The sequence below is a fragment of the Paraflavitalea soli genome (assembly GCF_003555545.1).
Classification (GTDB): Bacteria; Bacteroidota; Bacteroidia; order Chitinophagales; family Chitinophagaceae; genus Paraflavitalea; species Paraflavitalea soli.
Genome location: NZ_CP032157.1, coordinates 3,577,849 through 3,598,606 on the forward strand (window position 1 = coordinate 3,577,849; position 20,758 = coordinate 3,598,606).

Genomic DNA, 20,758 nt, shown 5'->3' on the forward strand with positions numbered 1-20,758 from the left:
TATGATCAAACAAACTCGCGCAGCTGCCTGGTATGTGCGTCACTGGTCCACCAGTCTTCTACGGAAAAACTGAGGGTATGGTCTCCCCCTATCAAATGATCCATATGCCTTACGCTTATAATTGTTGTATTACCTGCATCACGTCATTGCGGCCCCAGTGCTCTATGTATTGACCGTCCTTCACACGTACGAAATCCATCACGTTGAAAGTGACCTTTTTCCCGGTAGGCGCATGTCCCATGATCTCGCCAGTATGCGTGGCATGAAAGGTTTTGCGGGTAGCTACCAGGTCCCCCTCCGCTATCATATCATGGATCTCGATGCGCAAGCCGGGAAATCCCTTGTGCAGCATGCCAATAAAATGGATCAGTCCGCTTACATCTTTGGCTACGCCGGGTGCGGCAGTATGGTTCACAAAAGAATCAGCCACCAGCTCTTTCAGCACTTCCACGTTATTCTTCTCCAAAAACTCCCTGTTGAAGCGAAGTACTACCTGCTTAATATCGTCTGTGGGCATAAGTATAGATTTTGTATTTTCCCTGCAAAGGTGAATAATTTTGAGTTAACCGTTTGTAAACGGCCATGTAATCATAGATTTACTTTTATTATTTTGCAAGCGACCTACACTTATATTATTTCCCATGTTCCAATTCAATAAAAGATATTTCCTCCTGGCGCTGCTGCTTTTTGTAATAGAAGTGCTTATCGCACTGTATGCACATGACCCGATTGTGCGTCCCTATGTGGGGGATGTGCTGGTGGTAATCCTGCTGTATTGCCTGGTAAAGTCTTTTTTGAAAACGCCGGTAGTCCCAACGGCCATCGCGGTATTACTCTTTGCTTACCTCATAGAAACCTTACAATACTTTCAGATTGGGCATCGCCTTGGACTTGAGCATTCTCAAGTGGCCATGACCATTATTGGCAATTACTTTCAATGGATCGACCTGATCGCTTATACAGCAGGGGGCGCTATCGTACTATTCATTGAAACAAGAAGAGCAGGGAATCGGGTACGCGGGCAGGCTGGCGGCTCCGATCACTGATGTATTTCTTTTATGCTTATCTTTATGGCCTTCCAACCACTCAACCTGCCGGAGCGCTCTGCTGCGCAGGCCCCACTTACAATTATTCATTTATTCCACTGTTTTAAACAAGCCATCAAAACATGAAAAGTATTGTTTGTATCCGTATCGTCTTAGCCGGACTGCTATCATTATCCGGCATTTATTCTGTGCAAGCCCAATCTACACCAGAAGAATTGAGCAAAGTGATCCTCCAAAAAGACAGTCTCTTCTGGAAAGGTTATAATGATTGTGACACCTCCCTCACAGGCCAGTTCCTGGCAGCAGAAATAGAATTCTTCCACGACAAGGGAGGCATTACCAAGGGAAGGCAGGCCATGCAGGAAAGCCTTAAAAAGAACTTGTGCAGCGACAACAATTACCGGTTAAGAAGGGAAGCCATACCAGGCACTGTAAAAGTATATCCCCTTGCCAAAAACAACGAGATCTATGGCGCCATTATGGTGGGTGAGCACTACTTCTACGTCACTAAAAACGGCAAACCTGAATTCCGGGATGGCCATGCCAGCTTCAATCACCTGTGGTTAAAGAAGGATGGAGAATGGAAAATGGAGCGCATCCTGAGCTATGATCACCATGAAGCGGCTCCTGATGCCAAAACACCCATTAAACTACCTGCTGCTGTGCTTCGCCAATATGCGGGCCTGTACAAAGGTCCACAAACAGATAGCCTGCTGATCCGCGACGAAAAGGGAGTCCTCGTGATGATCTCCAGGAATAAAAAGACCACTATCTATCCCGAATCGGCCAATACGTTCTTTATGAAAGAGCGCCCCATTGTTTTTGAATTCATCCGCGACACTAAGAAAAAAGTAACCAGCCTACGGGTAATGGAACATGGGGCATTGGCGGAGGAATTGACGCTGGTGAAGTAAAATGACGCCCACTCAATCCGCTTCCGCGATATTCCGGAGTGCCACCAGGATACCCTTCAGTGATTGTGGCGCAAAGACCTGTGGACGGTTGTCTTCGTGTATAATTTGAATATGTGTGATGCCGTCTTGCTGTGTGAGCACATAACTGGTGATGGTATAGTTTTCTATTTTGTCTTCCTGGTTGGGCCTCGGTGTAAATAAATTGTATTTGACCAGTTCATTGGGGCGCAGGTCCAAGATGGTGCCCCATTGCTCCAACATTTTCCCCTCGTATTCTGCACTGAAACGGATGGCGCCTCCTACCTGCCAGTCGGTGGTCAACAACTTTCCATATTGCCATTGCTTTACCAGTTCGGGTTGTGTAAGCGCATCAAAAACTTTGGAAGCAGGTGCTTTTATATTAATGTTGGATGTATAGGTGGCCATGGGTAAATATGATTGATCGATTTTGCTAAGATTCTTTCCAGACAAAGCAGATCTACAATTCTTTGCTTCAATTGTTCACCCATTTGGAAGAAAAGAGGGTCGCTCACCAAAATTTCCTGAGCCTTATTTAAAAGCGTCTCGCTATTCACTATTCACATTAAAATTGCAACACAAACGCAGTACCCTCGCCTTCTACCGAGTTTACGTGGATATGACCGCGATGCAGCATCATGATCTGCTTACACAAACTAAGACCAATACCGCTGCCGCTCTTTTTGGTACTGAAAAAAGGAATGAAGATCTTATCGATGAGTTCTTCCGGCATACCGATGCCGTTATCGGCCACCTTGATCACCGTTTTACGGTTGGAGGCCAGGTAAGAAGATAAAATAATTCTTGGTTCGGCCTGGTCCTTCACTGCTTCCATGGCATTCACCACCAGGTTGATGAGCACCTGTTCTACCAGGCTGGTATCAGCTTCCAGCATGAGGTCGGGATCTTTGAGGATGATCTCCATCTCGATGTTCTTCTGGCTCAGCGTAGGTTCCATCAGTTGGTGCAGGTTCTCAAACAGGTCGCGCACATACACTTTCTTTACATTAGGCGCCGTGATCTTATTGAGGTTACGGTAGGTCTCTGCAAACTTCAGCAGGCCTTCACTCCTTCTCTTGATGGTATCAATGCCCAATTCAAGATCTTCCAGCTGACCACCCCGGTTATCCATCGACCCCACGGATTCCTGCAAACGCAGTTTCAAAGTAGCCGCCAGGGAAGAAATAGGCGCAATAGAATTCATGATCTCATGGGTCATTACACTCAACAGCTTTTGCCAGGCCTTGGATTCTGTTTCATCCAATGCCTCATTCACATTCTGAAAAGCAATGAGTTTATACTTGATCCCTTCGGTTTGAAAGGCGGTAGCTGAGAGCAATATCTTCACTGCATTTTTATCCGGGTGGGCCGTAGCGATCTTGCTATCACCGGGTTTTAAGATGAGCACCTGCCGGTATAGATCACCATCGCGCTTGGATAAGGAGTGAATGGTCTTGAGGTAAGGCAAGGCCAACATCCTTTTTAATGCCTCATTCATCCACACCACTTCTCCCCCATCCTCCTTGAACATCAGGATACCGGTATCGATCAGTTCCAGTATTTTTTGCAGGTACTGGTATTGTGTCTCCTTTTCTTTACTGATCACTTTGAAGGTGGAGTTGATCTCATTAAACCCTTTCCGGAGAGGCTGTAACTCCACCGGAGCATGCTTTACATCAAAATAGCGGGAAAAATCACGGTAGTGCACAGACTCTACAAACTGGTCCAGCTCATCGTGCGCCTTGCGCTGAAAACGATAAAACTCTATCACCTGGTAAATGATCACCGGCAACATGATCACCAGGTAAATAAACAGCTGGTTCACGATCAGGAACGCCGTAGCAGTTAAGCTCACCAGCAATAAAAATACCCGGCTCAGTATGCGCCATTCTATATTTCTGAAATCCATCATAAATCCGTTTCGGGTTTAGCGTTCAGCGTTTTGGGTTGCTCCGCAATCTGATCGTCAAAACCGCTATTCATCAGCGACTTCTGACATTCAGAACACGAAACACGAGACCTCAAACACGAAACATCAAATATCATATTTACTAAGCCTTCTGTACAAAGCTGTTCTCGTTAACCCTAGTTCCTTTGCCGCTTTGGTGATATTGCCATTGTGCTTCTCGATCACGCGCAGAATGGTATTTTTCTCCACCGAGCTCAGTTTGAGTTCATCGGGCTCCGAATCTACCACAACAGAGGATTCAATGGGCGAAAAGATGAGGTCACTAGACTGCAATACATTGCCATCGGCCATGATCACCGCCCTTTCGATGGTATATTGAAGTTCGCGAATATTACCGGGATAATGGTATTGGAGCAACTTATCCATCGCCTTGGTATCAAATTCCAGCACGGGCTTCAGGTATTTATTACTGTAGAGCCGGCTGAAATGTTTGGCCAGCAAAATGATATCAGTTTCCCGTTTGCGCAAAGGTGGTACCATGATCTCAACGGTATTGATCCGGTAAATAAGGTCTTTCCGGAAACGGTTCTCATTGGCCAGCTCTGCCAGGGGCACGTTGGTGGCACAGATCAACCTGATATTGATAGGAACGGCATCGTTGGTTCCCAGGCGGGTAACCTGCCGGTTTTGGAGTACGCTCAATAATTTGGCCTGCTGGTGCAGGGAAATATTGCCGATCTCATCCAGGAACAGGGTGCCGTTGTTGGCTCCTTCAAAGCGTCCCACCCGGTCTTCCCGGGCATCGGTGAAAGCCCCTTTTTTATGACCAAACAGTTCACTTTCAAACAGGCTTTCCGTCAAAGCGCCTACATCCACCTTTACAAAAGCCTTGTCGGCACGCAGTGATTGCTGGTGGATAGCCTTGGCTATCAGGTCTTTACCCGTTCCATTCTCCCCCAGGATGAGAATATTGGCATCGGTAGGTGCAATTTTCTCGATCTTATAGAAAATATCCTGCATGATCTCCGATTCGCCCAGCAATTCCTTGCCGATGATGGAATCATTATTGATAGACGGGCCGGCAGCGGCCTTACCCGTACCCTTTCTTTTCAGGGCCTCCTTGATGGTAATGATGAGCTTTTCATTGTGCCAGGGTTTCACCACAAAATCGGCAGCGCCTTCCTTCAGGGAACGCACGGCCAGGTCTATATCTCCATAGGCTGTGATCATGATCACAGCCGCTTCAGACTTGAATTCCTTCACTTTATTGAGCCAGAAAAGCCCTTCATTGCCCGTATTAATGGAGCTGGTGAAGTTCATGTCCAGCAGGATCACGTCAAAAGTTTGTTTGGATAACAGCCATCGCAGGTTTTCGGGGTTCTTTTCTGTCACCACTTCTTTGGCCTCCGTCTTCAACAACAACCGTACGGCTGTCAAAACATCGGTATCATCATCAATAATTAAAACACTGGCATTTTTAAGTAACATAATTGGAAAAAATAAATATTGAGTTGGATGCAACAAAACCCAACTACAATTATACCATAAATACAAAGGCATGGCAAACAATTTTTTACGCAAAAAGACGGTCCAAAGCCAACTGTATCGAAAGCGGACAGTAGTTGTAGCGGTAACGAACAGATTCGTACATATCAGTGGGCTAAGGTTCTGGAAATCATAGGCATTGCATTCTGGCACGTTGTTGCTTTCATAGTTCGGCAATTAGGTATTTCTCATGTGATTGTTATTGTGGTCATCCGGCCATCAGCCAGCCGGATGACTTTTTTTAAAAAAGCTAAATTCTAAAAAGTTTATACCGTGGATAGAGTCATTGCCAAAAAGAAATGGACAACCAAGAAGTTACTGACCATCGGGGGCATCGTAGCCCTGGCGGGTTTGATTGCCGCCAGTATTTATTTTACCTCCGGCAAAAAACGCCTGAATGTAGATACAGAACGCATTACGATCAGTGAAGTAAAGAAAAGCGCCTTCCAGGAAACCATTCCTGTTAATGGCGTGGTACTGCCCATCACCACCATTTACCTCGACGCCACAGAAGGTGGCCGGGTGGAAGAAAAGTACGTAGAAGATGGCACGGTGATGAAAAAAGGCCAGCCCATCCTGCGCTTGTCCAACCCCGACCTGGCCCTCAACCTGGTAAACCAGGAAACATCGGTGTACAACCTGCTCACACAGATGCAGATCGCCAACAACAATGCCCAGCAAAATACCGTCACCAAGCTCAACCAGATGACAGATGTAGAAAACAGCCTGAAAGAAGCAGAGCGGGTGTACAACCTGAATAAAAAGCTCTTTGCCCAGAAAGTGATCGGCGAACAGGAATTCCGCCAGTCTGAAAATGCCTACAATTACCAGATACAGAAGAAAAAACTGACGGCCGAGATCCTGCGCCAGGACTCAGTGTCCACCAATCAGCAAATAACCCAGGCCCGCCAGCTCTATGTAGGATCACAAAACGCCCTGGACCTTACCCGCAAAAAGGTAGGTGACCTGATCGTGCGCTCACCGGTAGACGGACAGTTGACCTCACTGGATGCCGAGCTGGGCCAAAATAAGAATAAAGGCGAGCGCCTGGGTCAGATCGACGTATTAAGCGGATTCAAAGTAAGGGCCGATATTGACGAACATTACCTTTCCCGCATCTACAATGACCTGACCGGCACTTTCGAATTTGCCAACAAGACGTATAAGCTGCGCATTGTGAAGGTTTATTCTCAGATCACCGCCAGCCGGTTCCAGGTAGATATGCTGTTTGTAGGAGAAGTGCCCAAAGGTATCCGCCGTGGTCAAACCCTGCAGATACGCCTGGCGCTCAGTGATGAAACCGAAGCAATCCTCCTGGCCAAAGGTGGATTCTTCCAGCAAACGGGTGGCAACTGGATCTTTAAAGTAAGTGAGAACGGCAATACGGCCTATAAAGTGAATATTACCCTGGGCCGCTCCAGTCCCGATTACTTTGAAGTAATGGAAGGTTTGAAACCCGGTGATAAAGTAGTAACCTCCAGCTATGAGAACTATGGGGATATGCAGGAACTGGTGCTGAAGAAAAACTAACACAGTGAGTGGTGAATAGTGAGTAGTGAATGTTGAAAAATAGATAAAGAACCAAGTAACATATATAAATCGTTAAACGTCAAAAGGGACATATCACTGACAACTCACAATACCAAACGTCATGAAAATCAAGATCACCTATGCCCTGTTACTGCTGCTTTGCTGCACGCTGGGCGCTTCTTCCAACAAGAACACCGCCAACTGTACCTGCGATGGGTTGAAAAACTGTACAGGTAGCGCAGTGCTGCCATTGGAAAAGAGCAATACGGAAGCAGGTGCACAGGAAGCATCGATCACCGGTTACCTGCCCGGATACAGTATTATTTTTATGAACTAGTCATAATTCTTTGCCGGAGCCCATGGCCGGATAAACAAACAAAACAAATAACATGATCAAGATCACAGACCTCGAGAAAGTCTACCGTACAGAAGAAGTAGAAACTGTGGCGTTGAATAAATTATCCATTGAAGTAAAGGAAGGAGAATTTGTAGCCGTAATGGGCCCCTCCGGCTGCGGTAAGTCTACCCTGCTTAACATCCTCGGTTTGCTGGATGATCCCGATGCCGGCAGCTTTGTATTCAATGGCCAGGAGATTGCCCATTTCAATGAACGCAAACGTGCCGACCTGCGTAAGCACAACATCGGTTTTGTATTCCAAAGCTTTAACCTGATCGATGAGCTTACTGTATTTGAAAATGTAGAATTGCCCTTGATCTATACCGGCGTTAAATCGGCCGACCGCAAAAAGCGCGTGGAAGAAGCGCTCGACAAAATGCAGATCATGCACCGCCGCAACCACTACCCACAACAGTTGTCTGGTGGTCAGCAACAACGTGTTGCCGTAGCCCGTGCAGTAGTAAACAATCCCAAACTGATCCTTGCGGATGAGCCCACGGGTAACCTGGATTCCTCCAACGGTAATGAGGTAATGGCATTGCTTACCGACCTCAATGAGCAAGGTACTACCATCGTGATGGTTACCCACTCTGAGCATGATGCCCGTTACAGCCACCGCATTATCCGTATGTTGGATGGACAGGCCGTGCTGGAAAACATAATGGTTTAACAGCCAGCTTCGAGCGACGAGCTTTGAGCTTCGAGCCCTTCGCTTCGAAAGGGTCTCTCTGGCTGTATTTGCTCGCAGTTCATAGCTCGCAGCTAAAATATACATAGCCATGATCTACAATTATCTGAAGATTGCGTTTCGCAGCCTGCTGAAGTACAGGTTTATCTTCTTCACGAACCTTTTTGGCCTAACCGTAGGATTTACCTGCTGTTTACTCATCTTTGTCTATATACTACATGAGGTAAGCTATGACAAGTATAATGACAAGGCTGACCGCATTTACAGGGTAACCCGCCTCTTCCGAAGCTCCGAAACAGGTGTCACCAACCTGCACCTGGGCGCTGTAGCGCCTCCCTTTGCCCCTTTACTGGAAAATGATTACAAGGAGATAGAGAAGATCACCCGCATTCTGCCGGCAGGCACTATGACGCTTCGCTACCAGGACAAAGTATTCAATGAACCCGAGGTTGTTTTTGCCGATGAACAATTCTTTGACCTCTTCACCGTACAGGTAAGCAGCGGCAATAAAACCAGCGCACTGAAAGAGCCCAATTCGGTAATGCTGACGGAAGAGCTGGCACAAAAGTATTTTGGGAAGGAAGACCCCATGAACAAAATGATCCGGCTCGACAACCGGTTTAGTTTTAAGGTCACCGGCATCTTTAAGCCCTTACCTTCCAATGCTCATTTCCACCCCAACCTGCTGGTATCCTTCAACACTTTGAGGGATTCTACCATTTATGGAGAAAAGAACCTGCGCACCAACTGGGGCAACAATGCTTTTTATACTTACATGCTGCTGCCGGCCAACTATGATGCGTCTAAACTGGAAGCACAGTTCCCCGCATTCCTCGACCGGCACATGTCAAAACCCGGCGATGCGATAAAAGCTTCCCGCTGGACGCAGCTCTATCTGCAAAAGCTCACCGATATCCATCTACGCTCCCACCTCGATTCGGAATTAGACGAGAATGGCGATATCAAACGGGTATATGTATTCTCGGCCATCGCTTTGTTCATATTGTTGATCGCCTGTATCAACTACATGAACCTGTCTACCGCCCGTTCTGTATTGCGTGCCCGCGAAATAGGCATCCGCAAGGTAGTAGGCGCCGAACGAAAAGAACTTATCTTCCAGTTCCTCAGCGAGTCTGTCCTTATTACCTGGATGGCCATGCTGCTGGCCTTTGTGCTCACCTGGCAGTTGGTACCCTTCCTCAATAAACTATCGGGCCAAACGCTTTCTATCACTGCTTTGTACCGGTGGCAAATATTGTTACCGGTATTGATAGCGCCCTTCCTGGTAGGCACCATTGCCGGCATCTACCCTGCCCTGTTCATGTCTTCCTTCAGACCAGTGAAAGTATTGAAAGGATTTTTGAAAACAGGCGGGGCCAATATCTCTTTCCGCCAGGTGCTGGTAACCGCACAGTTCTCCATTTCCATTATGCTCATCATTTGTACGGCAGTGGTGTTCCGTCAGCTCAGGTATATGCAGGAGAAATCACTGGGCTTCGACCGGGAGCATATTGTAACGATGTCTTACAACGATGGTCTCAACGACCGGTTCGATGCCTTCCGCACGGCCTTACTGACCAACAGCAATATTAAAAATACTGCCCGCTCTTCCCGCATTCCCACAGGACGCCTGCTGGATTCCCAGGGTGCTTCGCTGGAACAGGGCGACTCATTGGCGCCGGTTACCAGTGATATCAAGGGCCTGGCTACTGATCAGGATTTTATTAGCACCTATGGTGTAAAGGTGATAGCCGGACGGGCATTCTCCCGTGATTACGGACTGGATACTTCTGCCTATATGGTCAACCAGGCAGCTGTACAGGCCATGGGCCTGCCTTCTGCCGAAGCGGCCATTGGCAAAAACTTCAGCTACGGTGGTGACAGGGGAAAGATCATTGGTGTATTCAATGACTTCCATTTTGAATCACTACACCAGCGCATCATTCCCCTGGTAATGGGTATCCCGAAAGAAAAGGGCAATTATGCCAGGATATCCATAAAAGTGGCCGGCAACAATATGACGGCGGCTATTGCGCATATCGAAAGCACCTGGAAACAGTTCTTACCGGAAACGCCTTTCGAATTCACCTTCCTGGACGACCGTTTTGAGAATCTGTATAAATCAGAACAAAGACAGGGTACCATCTTTACCATCTTTGCCGGTATAGCCATCGCCATTGCCTGCCTGGGCTTGTTTGGCCTGTCGGCCTTTGCCATCACCCAGCGCATCAAAGAGATCGGTATCCGCAAAGTGATTGGCGCTTCTGTTACCAGCATTGTAACCCTGCTATCCAAGGATTTCCTGAAGCTGGTGGCCATTGCTACCGTCATAGCCTTCCCCATTGCATGGTATGCTATGCACAATTGGTTACAGGATTTTGCGTATCGGAGCAATATGCCCTGGTGGATATTCCTGGCAGCAGGTATTATTGCAGTCATCATTGCTTTGGTGACGATTAGTATCCAGGCGATCAAAGCGGCTACGGCCAACCCGGTGAAGAGCTTAAGGAGTGAATAAAACTAAAGAGGTGACACCTCTCAAAACCTAATCAACGACCCAATAATCAATAATTATTAATTAATAATTATTGATTATTGGCTTAAATAACAAATATGAAAAAGACAACGTTCCTCATTTCTCTCATACTGATCACCCTGGCAGCCTGCAACCGGGGCACCACTATTAAGAAAGGCGTCAGCTACCAGGGCGATGTAATGCGCATAGAAGTATACGCAAGGATCGATGGCAGGAAAGTACAGGACTTTAAAAAAGAATACAATGTAGCCGGCATGGATAAAGAAGAGCGGGAAGCCATGGCAAAACAAATTATGGACTCGCTCAATATTCCCGACAACGCCGGCAAATAAGATCCATCTACCCTACATTGGCCATACCACCCTCAGTCAATAAGTTCTTTACCTAACCAATCAAAAGAGTATGTTTAGCAACTACATCAAGATCGCATGGCGCAATCTCTGGAAACACAAAGTGTTTGCCGTGATTGTTATCTTCGGTATGGCCATTGCATTTGCAGCGTCGCTGCTCCTCTCCCTTACAGCCTATCATGAACTGTCGTACGATCAGTTTCATGAGCACAAAAAAAATCTGTATCAGCTCTATTTCCATGAGCAACATGCCAAAGGCGATGAGACCAGCTCTACCATGCCGGTTCCCCTTGCTCCGGCGCTAAAGGCAGAGTACCCGGCCATCAAATACATTTCCCGCTATGGCAGCAGCGCCACGGATATGGTGCGCTACAACAACAAGGAGATGGACCTTAGTGTGCGTACGGTAGACCCCGACTTCCTGCGCATGTTCACCTTCCCCATCACAGCCGGCAATGCCAATACCCCCCTGGGCAAGCTCAACGATATGGTGATCACCGCCCATTGTGCGCAGGTGTTATTTGATAAGGAAGACCCCATCGGTAAGACCATCGAACTGAAATCAGGCAATACCTGGTCGGCATTTACCGTAACAGCCGTAACCAGCGATTTTCCCAACAACTCCAGCCTCACTTTCGATATCCTCACCCGGTTTGAGCATTTCCACGATTACCAGGAATTAAAAGACGTATGGGATTCCGACAACCACGAGGTATTTATACAATTGAAAGACGATGTGAAACAGGCGACCTTCGAAAAGCAGACGCCTTCCTTTATCCATAAATACTATACCGATAAACTTACCAACTTAAAACGGGATGGCGCTCAGCCCGATAAAACGGGCGAATTAGTAAGGCTGCAAACCATTCCCTTCACGGATATACACTTCAGAACAGAGAGCAACACTGGCGCAGGCGCCAGCAGGTTCTATGCCTACATGCTGCTCATCATCAGCGGCTTTATCCTATTCATTGCCTGTGTCAATTTTGTTAACCTCTCGCTGGCCCGTTCCTTTACACGCTCTAAAGAAATAGGTATCCGAAAAGTAATGGGCGCCCGGCGCTGGCAGCTCATTACCCAGTTTTGGGGCGAAGCATTGATCGTTAGTTTGTTTGCCCTCATAACAGGTCTTGCCATCGCTTACCTGTTATTGCCTTATTATAAACAGGTATTTTACCAGGCCTTGTCGGTCGACATGTTGCGTTCGCCCCTGATCATTGCTTATATATTGGGAGGCTTTTTACTGGTTACTCTTTTTGCCGGAGGTTATCCCGCCTGGATGGTGTCGGCATTTAATACGATCATGACCGTAAAAGGCAAATTGCCGGTGGGCAAATCAAACCGCGTGCGCAATACCCTGATGGTAGTGCAGTTTGTATTGTCTTCTTTACTCATCATCTGTACCATGATCGTTTGGCAGCAGATCAATTACCTGCGTACCAAACCACTGGGCTACAATAAGCAACAGGTGATCAGCCTGCCCATTGGCGGCACCATGGACAGTGAGCGGGCCCTGAGCCTGATGCGTGACCGCCTTGCCCGTGAATCCCGTGTTGTAAGTGTTACAGGTACCGATATGAATATAGGCCGCGGCCGGGATGGCTCTTCCACGACATCTATGATGGGATTCGATTATAAGAACAAAGGGGTAAGAACACATTGGCTGCGCATTGATTATGATTACCTGAAAACGATGGACATCAAGCTGCTTTCGGGCCGTGACTTTTCCCGCAGCTATGGCATGGACACTGCTGGTGTGCTCATCAATGAGACCATGGCTAAGCAGCTCGACGAAAAAGATCCGCTCACAGCAACGCTTAACCTCGATGGCTCCCAATTAAAGGTGTTGGGCGTGGTAAAAGATTTCCATTTCAAATCACTGCACCGTGAGCTGGCCCCACTGACCATGATGGTAAGGCCCAACTGGCCGGTTTCTTACATTTTCGTGCGGGTCCAACCGGATAACCTGCCGGCCTCCATCGAAGTCATCAAAAATGCCTGGAAGGAAGTAAATCCCAAAGCGCCTTTCCTGGGTTCCTTCCTCGACGAGAATACCGATCGTACCTACAACAAAGAAACCCGCTTGTCTAAAATATTTATGAGTGGCGCCGTATTGGCCATCCTCATCTCCTGCATGGGTCTGTTTGCCATTGCCCTGCTGGTTATCCTGCAACGCACCAAGGAGATCGGTATCCGGAAGGTGCTGGGCGCCAGCGTGCCGCACCTTGTGGGACTGGTATCCAAAGACTTCCTCGTGCTGGTATTGGCAGCTATTGTGATTGCTACTCCCATTGCCTGGTATGCCATGAACAGCTGGCTCCAGTCATTTTACTACCGGATCAATATTTCCTGGTGGGTATTTGCCCTGGCAGGCGTAATCGCCCTATTGATCGCATTCATTACACTCAGCCTGCAATCCGTGAAAGCCGCGATGAAGAATCCCGTGAATGCCTTACGGAGTGAATAAATTGGGTGAGTGGTGGCAACTCACGGCCATTGGAATAAAAACAAAAAATTAAATGACAAGCTGTGTTTAAAAATTATTTCACCATCGCATTCCGTAACCTGCTGAAAGGCAAGATGTATTCGTTGATCAATGTTCTTGGTCTCGCTACCGGAATGGCTATTGCTTTATTGATCGGCTTATGGATATGGGATGAAATGTCGTTCAACCGATACCACAGCAGCCATGACCGGCTGGCGCAGGTGATGACCACGCAAACCTTCAATGGCGAAACGGGTACCGGTTCGGCTGTATCCATTCCTTTGGGTATGGAATTACGCACTAAGTATACCAAAGACTTTAAGAACGTATCACTGGCTTCCTGGAATTTTGATCATATCCTCGCCGTAGGCGATAAAAAGATCAACAAGGCAGGCATGTGGGTACAACCGGAATTCCCTTCCATGTTCGCCCTGAAAATGCTGAAAGGTAACCAGGATGCTTTAAAAGATCCCTCCTCTGCCTTGCTCGCCCAGTCGGTTGCCCAAGCGCTTTTTGGCGATACCGACCCCATGGGCCAGGTGGTGAAATTTGATAACCAGTATGACATGAAGGTAGCGGGTGTATTTGAAGACCTTCCCCGCAATACCACTTTATTCGATACCAAACTCCTGATCTCCTGGGACAAATATATCACTACCGAACCCTGGCTGAAGAATTCCCTTACCCAATGGGACAATCATTCCTGGCAATTATTCGTACAACTCAACGACCACGTTGATGTTAATAAAACGACAGCCAAGATCAAAGACATAGCCAAACAGCATGTAAAGGAAGGGGATGAACATGCTGTATTGCACCCCATGGACAATTGGCGGCTCTATAGCAAATTCACCAATGGTAAAGTAGATGGCGGCCGTATAACATTTGTATGGCTGTTTGGCATTATTGGCGTATTTGTATTATTGCTGGCCTGCATCAACTTCATGAACCTTTCAACCGCCAGAAGCGAAAAACGGGCTCGGGAAGTAGGTATCCGTAAAACAATGGGTTCTCTGCGCGGCCAGCTTATAGCACAGTTCCTCGGAGAATCTGTGATCGTAGCCTTCATCGCTTTCATCCTGGCCATTGGCCTTACGCTGTTATCGCTGTCGTTCTTCAATAGCCTCGCCGATAAAGAGATGAGCATGCCCTGGAGTAATCCACTCTTCTGGCTGCTGGCATTGCTTTTCACTGTATTTACCGGCCTGGTATCGGGCAGCTATCCCGCCTTCTACCTCTCGCGTTTTGAACCGGTGAAAGTACTGAAGGGCACCTTCCGTACCGGGCGCTTCGCAGCGTTGCCACGCAAAATACTGGTGGTAATACAGTTTACCGTATCCATTGCCCTCATCATAGGCACCATCATTGTATTCAGGCAAATTCAATATGCCAAAAGCCGCCCTGTAGGTTATACCCGTGAAGGGCTCATCGCTGTGAATATCAATACGCCTGAACTGTCTGGTCACTATGACGCGCTCAGGTCCGACCTGTTACAAACCGGCGTCGTAGAGAACATGGCCGAATCATCCAGTCCTGCGACCAACGTATGGAGCAACCAGATCGGTTTCGAGTGGAAGGGAAAAGATCCCAACGCCGTACCGCTCTTTGGCACCATAGCGGTAACGCATGATTTTGGTAAGACCATTGGCTGGCAGATAAAAGAGGGACGCGATTTTTCCAGGAATTATGGCACCGATACCGGCATGCTCATACTGAACGAAGCCGGTGTAAAACTTACCGGATTCAAAAACCCCGTAGGCCAGGTCATTAAGTGGAACGACAAAGACCGGGTGGTAATAGGCGTGATAAAAGACATGATCATGGAATCGCCCTATACCCCCGTGAGACCTACTGTTTTTTGCCTTGACTATGGATGGACCAATATCATTACCATACGCATCAAGCCCAACTCGCCTGTACGGGAAGCACTCGCTAAAATGGAACCCGTATTCAAAAAATACAATCCAGGCAGCCCGTTTGAATACAAGTTCACTGATGAGGAATACGCCAAAAAGTTCTCAGACGAAGAACGTATAGGCAACCTCGCCACTTTCTTCGCCATTCTCGCCGTCTTCATCTCCTGTCTGGGATTGTTTGGGCTGGCCTCTTTCGTGGCAGAACAACGTACCAAGGAAATCGGTGTACGCAAAGTGCTGGGAGCATCCGTGATGAACATCTGGCAATTGCTGTCTAAGGATTTTTTATCGCTGGTCATCATATCCTGCATCATTGCTATTCCGATAGCCTGGTATGTGCTGCATCAGTGGCTGCAACAGTATGAATACCGCACTTCCATATCATGGTGGATTTTCACCATAGCGGGTCTTGGCGCCATGGCTATAGCATTGCTCACAGTGAGCTTCCAGGCTATCAAAGCAGCGGTGATGAACCCGGTGAAGAGCTTAAGGAGTGAATAGAGTACAAACAATGAGCCGTTTTAAAGAACGGTAAACAATCACAACTAATCGTAATAAAGTGTATAGAAACTATTTCAAAACAGCATTCAGGAACCTGTGGAAACACAAGGCTTTCTCCTTCATCAACATCATGGGGCTCACAGTGGGCATGACAGCCTGCTTCCTCATCTTCCTCTACGTTAGGTTTGAATTGACCTACGACGCATTTAATACCAAGGCCGACCGCATATACCGGGTGGTAACGGATATCAAAACACCATCGGAGGTCCTCAAGGCCAGCGGCCCCGCCTGGGCCGTACCTCCTAACATGAAAGATGAGTTTCCCGAAGTGGAAGCTTTTGTGCGTATCAGCAACCAGGATATGCTCGTAAGAAAAGGAGACATCAAGTTCCAGGAAGAAAATGCAGCCTTTGCCGATTCAGCCTTTTTCCAGGTATTTGACATCAGGCTCCTGCAGGGCGATCCTAAAAAAGTACTCAATGACCAGATGAGTGTGGTGCTTTCGGAAACGGCTGCCAAAAAATACTTCGGCAAGAACAATCCCGTAGGACAAACTTTGTTGTTTACCAATGATGGCATTCCCGCTACGGTAAAAGGCGTGATGGAAGATATGCCCGAGAACTCACAGGTAAGGGCCGATATACTGGTATCCATGAGTACCCTTACAGGAAGGTTTAATCCCGGGCTGGATGGACAATGGGGCAATTATGGTTCTTCTGCCTATATCCTGTTGAAACCACACACCAATGCCAAAGCGCTGGAAGCCAAATTGCCGGCCTTTATAAAAAAACGCAATGGCAAGGAAGAGCAGCAAAGCCAGATGTATGCTACCCTTCTACTGGAGCCGCTGCGCGAAGTATACCTGTATTCTACCCGCGGAGGGTCGGGCAATATCAATAACGTGTATATTTTTTCGATCATCGCCATCTTTATCCTGCTCATTGCCTGCATCAACTTTATCAACCTCACGACGGCCCGTTCCACTGAGCGCGCCAAAGAAGTAGGTATCCGGAAAGTAGCAGGCGCCGGCAAACCGCAATTGATCCGGCAGTTCATTGGCGAATCGGTGATCATTTGCCTGATCTCCTTCTTACTCACCCTGGGGCTCGCGGCCTTATTACTACCGCTCTTCAACCAACTTGCGGGCAAGCAGGTAAGTGAGGGAATATTCAGCAACCGTCAATATATAGGCCTGTTGTTCCTGGCAGCGGTGGCCATCGGCTTGCTGGCTGGCATCTACCCTGCCCTCGTATTGTCTTCCTTCAAACCGATCATTGTACTGAAAGGCCGTTTTGCTACCGGTGTGCGTGGCCTGTTGCTGAGAAAAGGACTGGTAGTGGCTCAATTCAGTATTTCTATAGCCCTCATTATTGGCACCATCATCGTATACCGCCAAATGAACTTTATGCGCAGCCGCGACCTTGGTTTCAACAAAGACCAAACGGTGATCCTTTCTACCGACGGCGACCAGGGCAAAGATGCCTTCAAAGAGGCGCTTAAAAGCATCCCCTCCGTTAAGGCGGTATCGCTTTCTTCCAGTGCACCCGGTACCGGCAACCCGGCCGCTTATTCAGAAATTGAGAACAAAAAAGGTGACCTCCAGGTAGCCAACCTCGACCTCTATTTTGTAGACTTCGATTATATTCCACTGTATAATATCAAATTGGCGGCAGGCCGCGCTTTCTCGCGTGATTTCCTCACCGATACCACCCAGGCCATGATAATGAATGAAACAGCAGTAAAACTGTTTGGCTATTCCTCCCCGGAGGAGGCCGTTGGCAGGCGCTTCAAACAATGGGGCCGGGAAGGAAAGATCATCGGCGTTATCAAAGACTTCCATTTCCGTTCCCTGCAGCAGGATATCAAACCCCTCACCATGCGTATAGAGCCTGGTGGCTGCAATCTTGCCTCGGTTAAAATAGCCGCCGGCAATGTACCAGCTACCCTCGCCGCCATTGAGAGCAAATGGAAAAGCACCATGCCCAACCGGCCTTACAGCTACCAGTTCCTGGACGACCTGTTTGATCGCCAATACCGCGCCGAAGAAAGGTTTGGAAAACTTTTCCTCAACTTTGCCGTACTGGCCATCTTCATCTCCTGCCTTGGCCTGCTGGGTCTGGCAGCCTACAGCACCATGCAGCGCACCAAAGAGATTGGGGTACGCAAAGTAATGGGCGCTTCCGTACCAAGCATCGTTAACCTGTTGTCAAAAGAATTCCTGAAACTGGTGGTTATATCATTCTTTATAGCAGCACCGGCAGCCTGGTATTTTATGACGCAATGGCTGCACGACTTTGCCTACAGAACACCGATAACCTGGTGGATATTTGCCGTAGCGGGCATCGCAGCACTCGTTATCGCCCTGACCACCATCAGTTTCCAGGCCATTAAAGCAGCACTAACCAATCCGGTGAAGAGTTTGAGAAGTGAGTAGTAAATAGCTGGTAATAACAACCATAAACATTAAACACCATGTTCAGGAATTATTTCAAGATCGCCTGGCGCAATGTGGTAAAGAATAAAGCCTTTTCCTTTATCAATGTCTTTGGCCTGTCTGTAGGCCTGGCCTGCTTTATGCTTATCGCCGCCTTTGTATATGACGAGCTCAGCTACGACCGTTATGCAACCAATGCCAGCCAGATATACCGGGTGGGTTTACACCTCGACGAAAATGGCGGCTCCACCGATTTTCCCATTGTGGATGCGGCCGTAGGACAAGGCATCAAAAATGCCTATGCTGAAGTTTCCAGTGTTACCCGGTATGCAGGTGCAGGTTATATGTACATCAACTACAATGACAAAAAGTTCAAGGAAGAAAAAATAGCTTTCCTTGATTCCAACTTCCTGCAAACCTTTTCTATTCCACTGGCTGAAGGAAATGTAAACTCCGCACTTACCGATCCTTTTTCCATTGTGATCTCCAGGGCTACCGCTATTAAATATTTCGACAAAGGATCGGCACTCGGCAAACTGCTGGTGTCAGATGGCCGGGCATATAAGGTGACCGGGGTGTTTGAAAAGATACCCGGCAATTCCCATTTCCATTTTGATATAGCTATCAGCATGTCGAGCCAGCGCCAACGCACGGAGACCTGGAGCAATATTTCGCACTTCACCTACCTCACGCTGATACCTGGCGCCAACCCCAAACAATTGGAGGCCAAACTGCCACAGCTGGTAGCGAAATTTGTTGTACCGGAAATACAACACGATATGGGTGTTTCCCTGGCTGAAGCACAAAAATCGGTGAACACTTTCCGCTTTTACCTGCAACCCCTGACGGATATTCACCTGCGCTCCAATACAAAATATGAACTGGAGCCCAACGGAGACATCAATTACCTCTACATCTTTGGGGCCCTGGCCGTTTTCATTCTATTACTGGCCTGTGTCAACTTCACCAACCTCTCCACTGCCAGCGCCGGCAAACGCTCCAAAGAAGTAGGCATCCGCAAAGTAATGGGTTCTTTAAAGGGACAGCTGATAGCCCAGTTCCTGGCCGAATCCATCCTGTTGAGCCTGCTGGCTGCGGTGATCGCATTGGCCATTGTCTACGCCGTATTACCAGGCTTCAATCATCTTTCCGGTAAAGACATCGATATCCGCTTTTTCCTGCAGTACACTTCTTTATTGACCATTTTGGGCGTAAGCCTGCTCACCGGTATCCTTGCAGGCATCTATCCCTCCTTTTTCCTGTCGGCCTTTAAGCCTATCAAAGTTTTAAAAGGGGCCTTGTCAATACAACCCCGCCGGAGCTTACTGCGCGGCAGCCTGGTTGTTTTCCAGTTTGTAGTATCGACCGCACTCATCATTTCCACTATCGTCGTGTACCGGCAATTGCATTTTATGCAAAACCAAAAACTGGGATACGATAAGGAGCAGGTACTCATCATCCAGGACACCTATGATGGCCTGGGTAACAATGAACCGGCATTCAAACAAAGCTTGTTACAGGATAACCGCATAGTAAATGCTTCCATTTCCGCCTCCGTTCCCGTAAGAGGCCGTATCAATGGTACGCAGATCTACGCCAAACCGCTTCAGCAGAACGATCCCCATAAAGAGATCCAGACCTCCATTTATAATATTGATTATAACTACATACCCACTTTGGGTATGAAGATCATAGCAGGCAGGAACTTTTCATTGGATTATCCATCCGATTCGTCTGGCGTACTCATCAACGAAACAGCTGTACGGGAATTGGGCATCAGTGGCAACCCTATTGGCCGTACCATTGTACGCTCAGGCCGGCAGGAATTTAATATTGTAGGTGTTGTGCGGGACTTCCACTTCAGCTCCGCCAAACAGAAGATCGCTCCGCTCATTATGTTGCCCGGCGGCAATGGCGGATCTGTTATTGCTAAAATAAAGACTACTGATATCAAAAGCTTCCTGGCCGATACCAAACAGAAGTGGGAATCATTCAGCCCCGCCACACCATTCAGCTATACATTCCTGGATGATCGTTTTGCGTCCCTGTATGCAGCCGAAGAAAAGAGCGGTCAGATCTTTACCATATTTGCCCTCATTTCCATTGTGATCGCCTGCCTGGGCCTGTTTGGCCTGGTAGCCTATACCATAGAACAACGCACCAAAGAAATTGGCGTTCGGAAAGTATTGGGCGCGTCCGTACAACAGGTACTGTTGCTGGTATCCAAAGAATTCCTGTACCTGGTGCTGATCGCATTTGTAATTGCCATCCCCACTACCTGGTGGTTCATGAACAAGTGGCTGCAGGACTTTGCTTATCGTACCAATATCAATGCATGGGTATTTGTAATGGCCGGCATCATCGCCCTGTGCATAGCCGTTTTCACCATCAGTTTCCAGGCTATTAAAGCAGCATTGATGAATCCGGTCAGGAGTTTAAGGAGTGAGTAGAATACAAGTGTAACCAAATTCTATAGACTAATCTCATAC

15 protein-coding genes are annotated in these 20,758 nt (G+C 47.8%); 11 read left to right on the forward strand and 4 right to left on the reverse strand.

Features of this window, described 5'->3' with window-relative positions; genetic code table 11:
- Window positions 1–115: 115 nt before the first annotated feature.
- Window positions 116–517, reverse strand: coding sequence for an ester cyclase (locus D3H65_RS13105; RefSeq protein WP_119050749.1), 402 nt, complete (start codon window positions 515–517; stop codon window positions 116–118).
- Between the two features lie 124 nt (window positions 518–641).
- Here D3H65_RS13105 and D3H65_RS13110 point away from each other — a divergent pair, with 124 nt between their 5' ends.
- Entirely contained in the window at window positions 642–1,046 is a 405-nt protein-coding gene (locus tag D3H65_RS13110; protein ID WP_119050750.1) for a ribosomal maturation YjgA family protein, read from the forward strand.
- A gap of 122 nt (window positions 1,047–1,168) precedes the next feature.
- Window positions 1,169–1,960, forward strand: coding sequence for a nuclear transport factor 2 family protein (locus tag D3H65_RS13115; protein ID WP_119050751.1), 792 nt, complete (start codon window positions 1,169–1,171; stop codon window positions 1,958–1,960).
- 12 nt (window positions 1,961–1,972) lie between these two features.
- On the opposite strand, the gene D3H65_RS13120 is transcribed toward D3H65_RS13115, so the two are convergent.
- The 3 genes from D3H65_RS13120 to D3H65_RS13130 form a co-directional block, all read right to left on the reverse strand.
- Entirely contained in the window at window positions 1,973–2,386 is a 414-nt protein-coding gene (locus D3H65_RS13120; RefSeq protein WP_119050752.1) for an SRPBCC family protein, read from the reverse strand.
- A gap of 157 nt (window positions 2,387–2,543) precedes the next feature.
- Window positions 2,544–3,890 carry a sensor histidine kinase gene (locus D3H65_RS13125; RefSeq protein ID WP_245999739.1) on the reverse strand — a complete coding sequence of 449 codons (1,347 nt, stop codon included), beginning with the start codon at window positions 3,888–3,890 and terminating at the stop codon, window positions 2,544–2,546.
- A 123-nt stretch (window positions 3,891–4,013) separates the two neighbouring features.
- Window positions 4,014–5,375: a sigma-54-dependent transcriptional regulator gene (locus tag D3H65_RS13130; protein ID WP_119050753.1), complete on the reverse strand. Its 1,362-nt coding sequence runs from the start codon at window positions 5,373–5,375 to the stop codon at window positions 4,014–4,016.
- A 330-nt stretch (window positions 5,376–5,705) separates the two neighbouring features.
- Here D3H65_RS13130 and D3H65_RS13135 point away from each other — a divergent pair, with 330 nt between their 5' ends.
- The 9 genes from D3H65_RS13135 (at window position 5,706) to D3H65_RS13175 (ending at window position 20,719) form a co-directional block, all read left to right on the forward strand.
- Entirely contained in the window at window positions 5,706–6,962 is a 1,257-nt protein-coding gene (locus D3H65_RS13135) for an efflux RND transporter periplasmic adaptor subunit (protein ID WP_119050754.1), read from the forward strand.
- A 121-nt stretch (window positions 6,963–7,083) separates the two neighbouring features.
- A complete protein-coding gene (locus tag D3H65_RS13140) occupies window positions 7,084–7,299 on the forward strand; it encodes a hypothetical protein (protein WP_119050755.1) in 216 nt (71 codons plus the stop codon).
- 52 nt (window positions 7,300–7,351) lie between these two features.
- Window positions 7,352–8,029: an ABC transporter ATP-binding protein gene (locus tag D3H65_RS13145; protein WP_119050756.1), complete on the forward strand. Its 678-nt coding sequence runs from the start codon at window positions 7,352–7,354 to the stop codon at window positions 8,027–8,029.
- Between the two features lie 109 nt (window positions 8,030–8,138).
- Window positions 8,139–10,565 (forward strand): ABC transporter permease, encoded by a 2,427-nt coding sequence (locus tag D3H65_RS13150; protein ID WP_119050757.1) that lies wholly within the window; start codon window positions 8,139–8,141, stop codon window positions 10,563–10,565.
- A gap of 95 nt (window positions 10,566–10,660) precedes the next feature.
- Window positions 10,661–10,915 (forward strand): hypothetical protein, encoded by a 255-nt coding sequence (locus D3H65_RS13155; RefSeq protein ID WP_119050758.1) that lies wholly within the window; start codon window positions 10,661–10,663, stop codon window positions 10,913–10,915.
- A 70-nt stretch (window positions 10,916–10,985) separates the two neighbouring features.
- Complete coding sequence (locus tag D3H65_RS13160; RefSeq protein WP_119050759.1) at window positions 10,986–13,400, forward strand: ABC transporter permease; 2,415 nt, start codon at window positions 10,986–10,988, stop codon at window positions 13,398–13,400.
- Window positions 13,401–13,462: 62 nt separating this feature from the next.
- Window positions 13,463–15,835 (forward strand): ABC transporter permease, encoded by a 2,373-nt coding sequence (locus D3H65_RS13165; RefSeq protein WP_119050760.1) that lies wholly within the window; start codon window positions 13,463–13,465, stop codon window positions 15,833–15,835.
- A gap of 58 nt (window positions 15,836–15,893) precedes the next feature.
- The gene (locus D3H65_RS13170) at window positions 15,894–18,269 is read left to right on the forward strand and encodes an ABC transporter permease (RefSeq protein ID WP_119050761.1); all 2,376 of its coding nucleotides are present in this window, start codon (window positions 15,894–15,896) and stop codon (window positions 18,267–18,269) included.
- Window positions 18,270–18,307: 38 nt separating this feature from the next.
- On the forward strand, window positions 18,308–20,719 hold the full coding sequence (locus tag D3H65_RS13175) for an ABC transporter permease (protein WP_119050762.1): 2,412 nt from the start codon (window positions 18,308–18,310) through the stop codon (window positions 20,717–20,719).
- Window positions 20,720–20,758 lie beyond the last annotated feature (39 nt).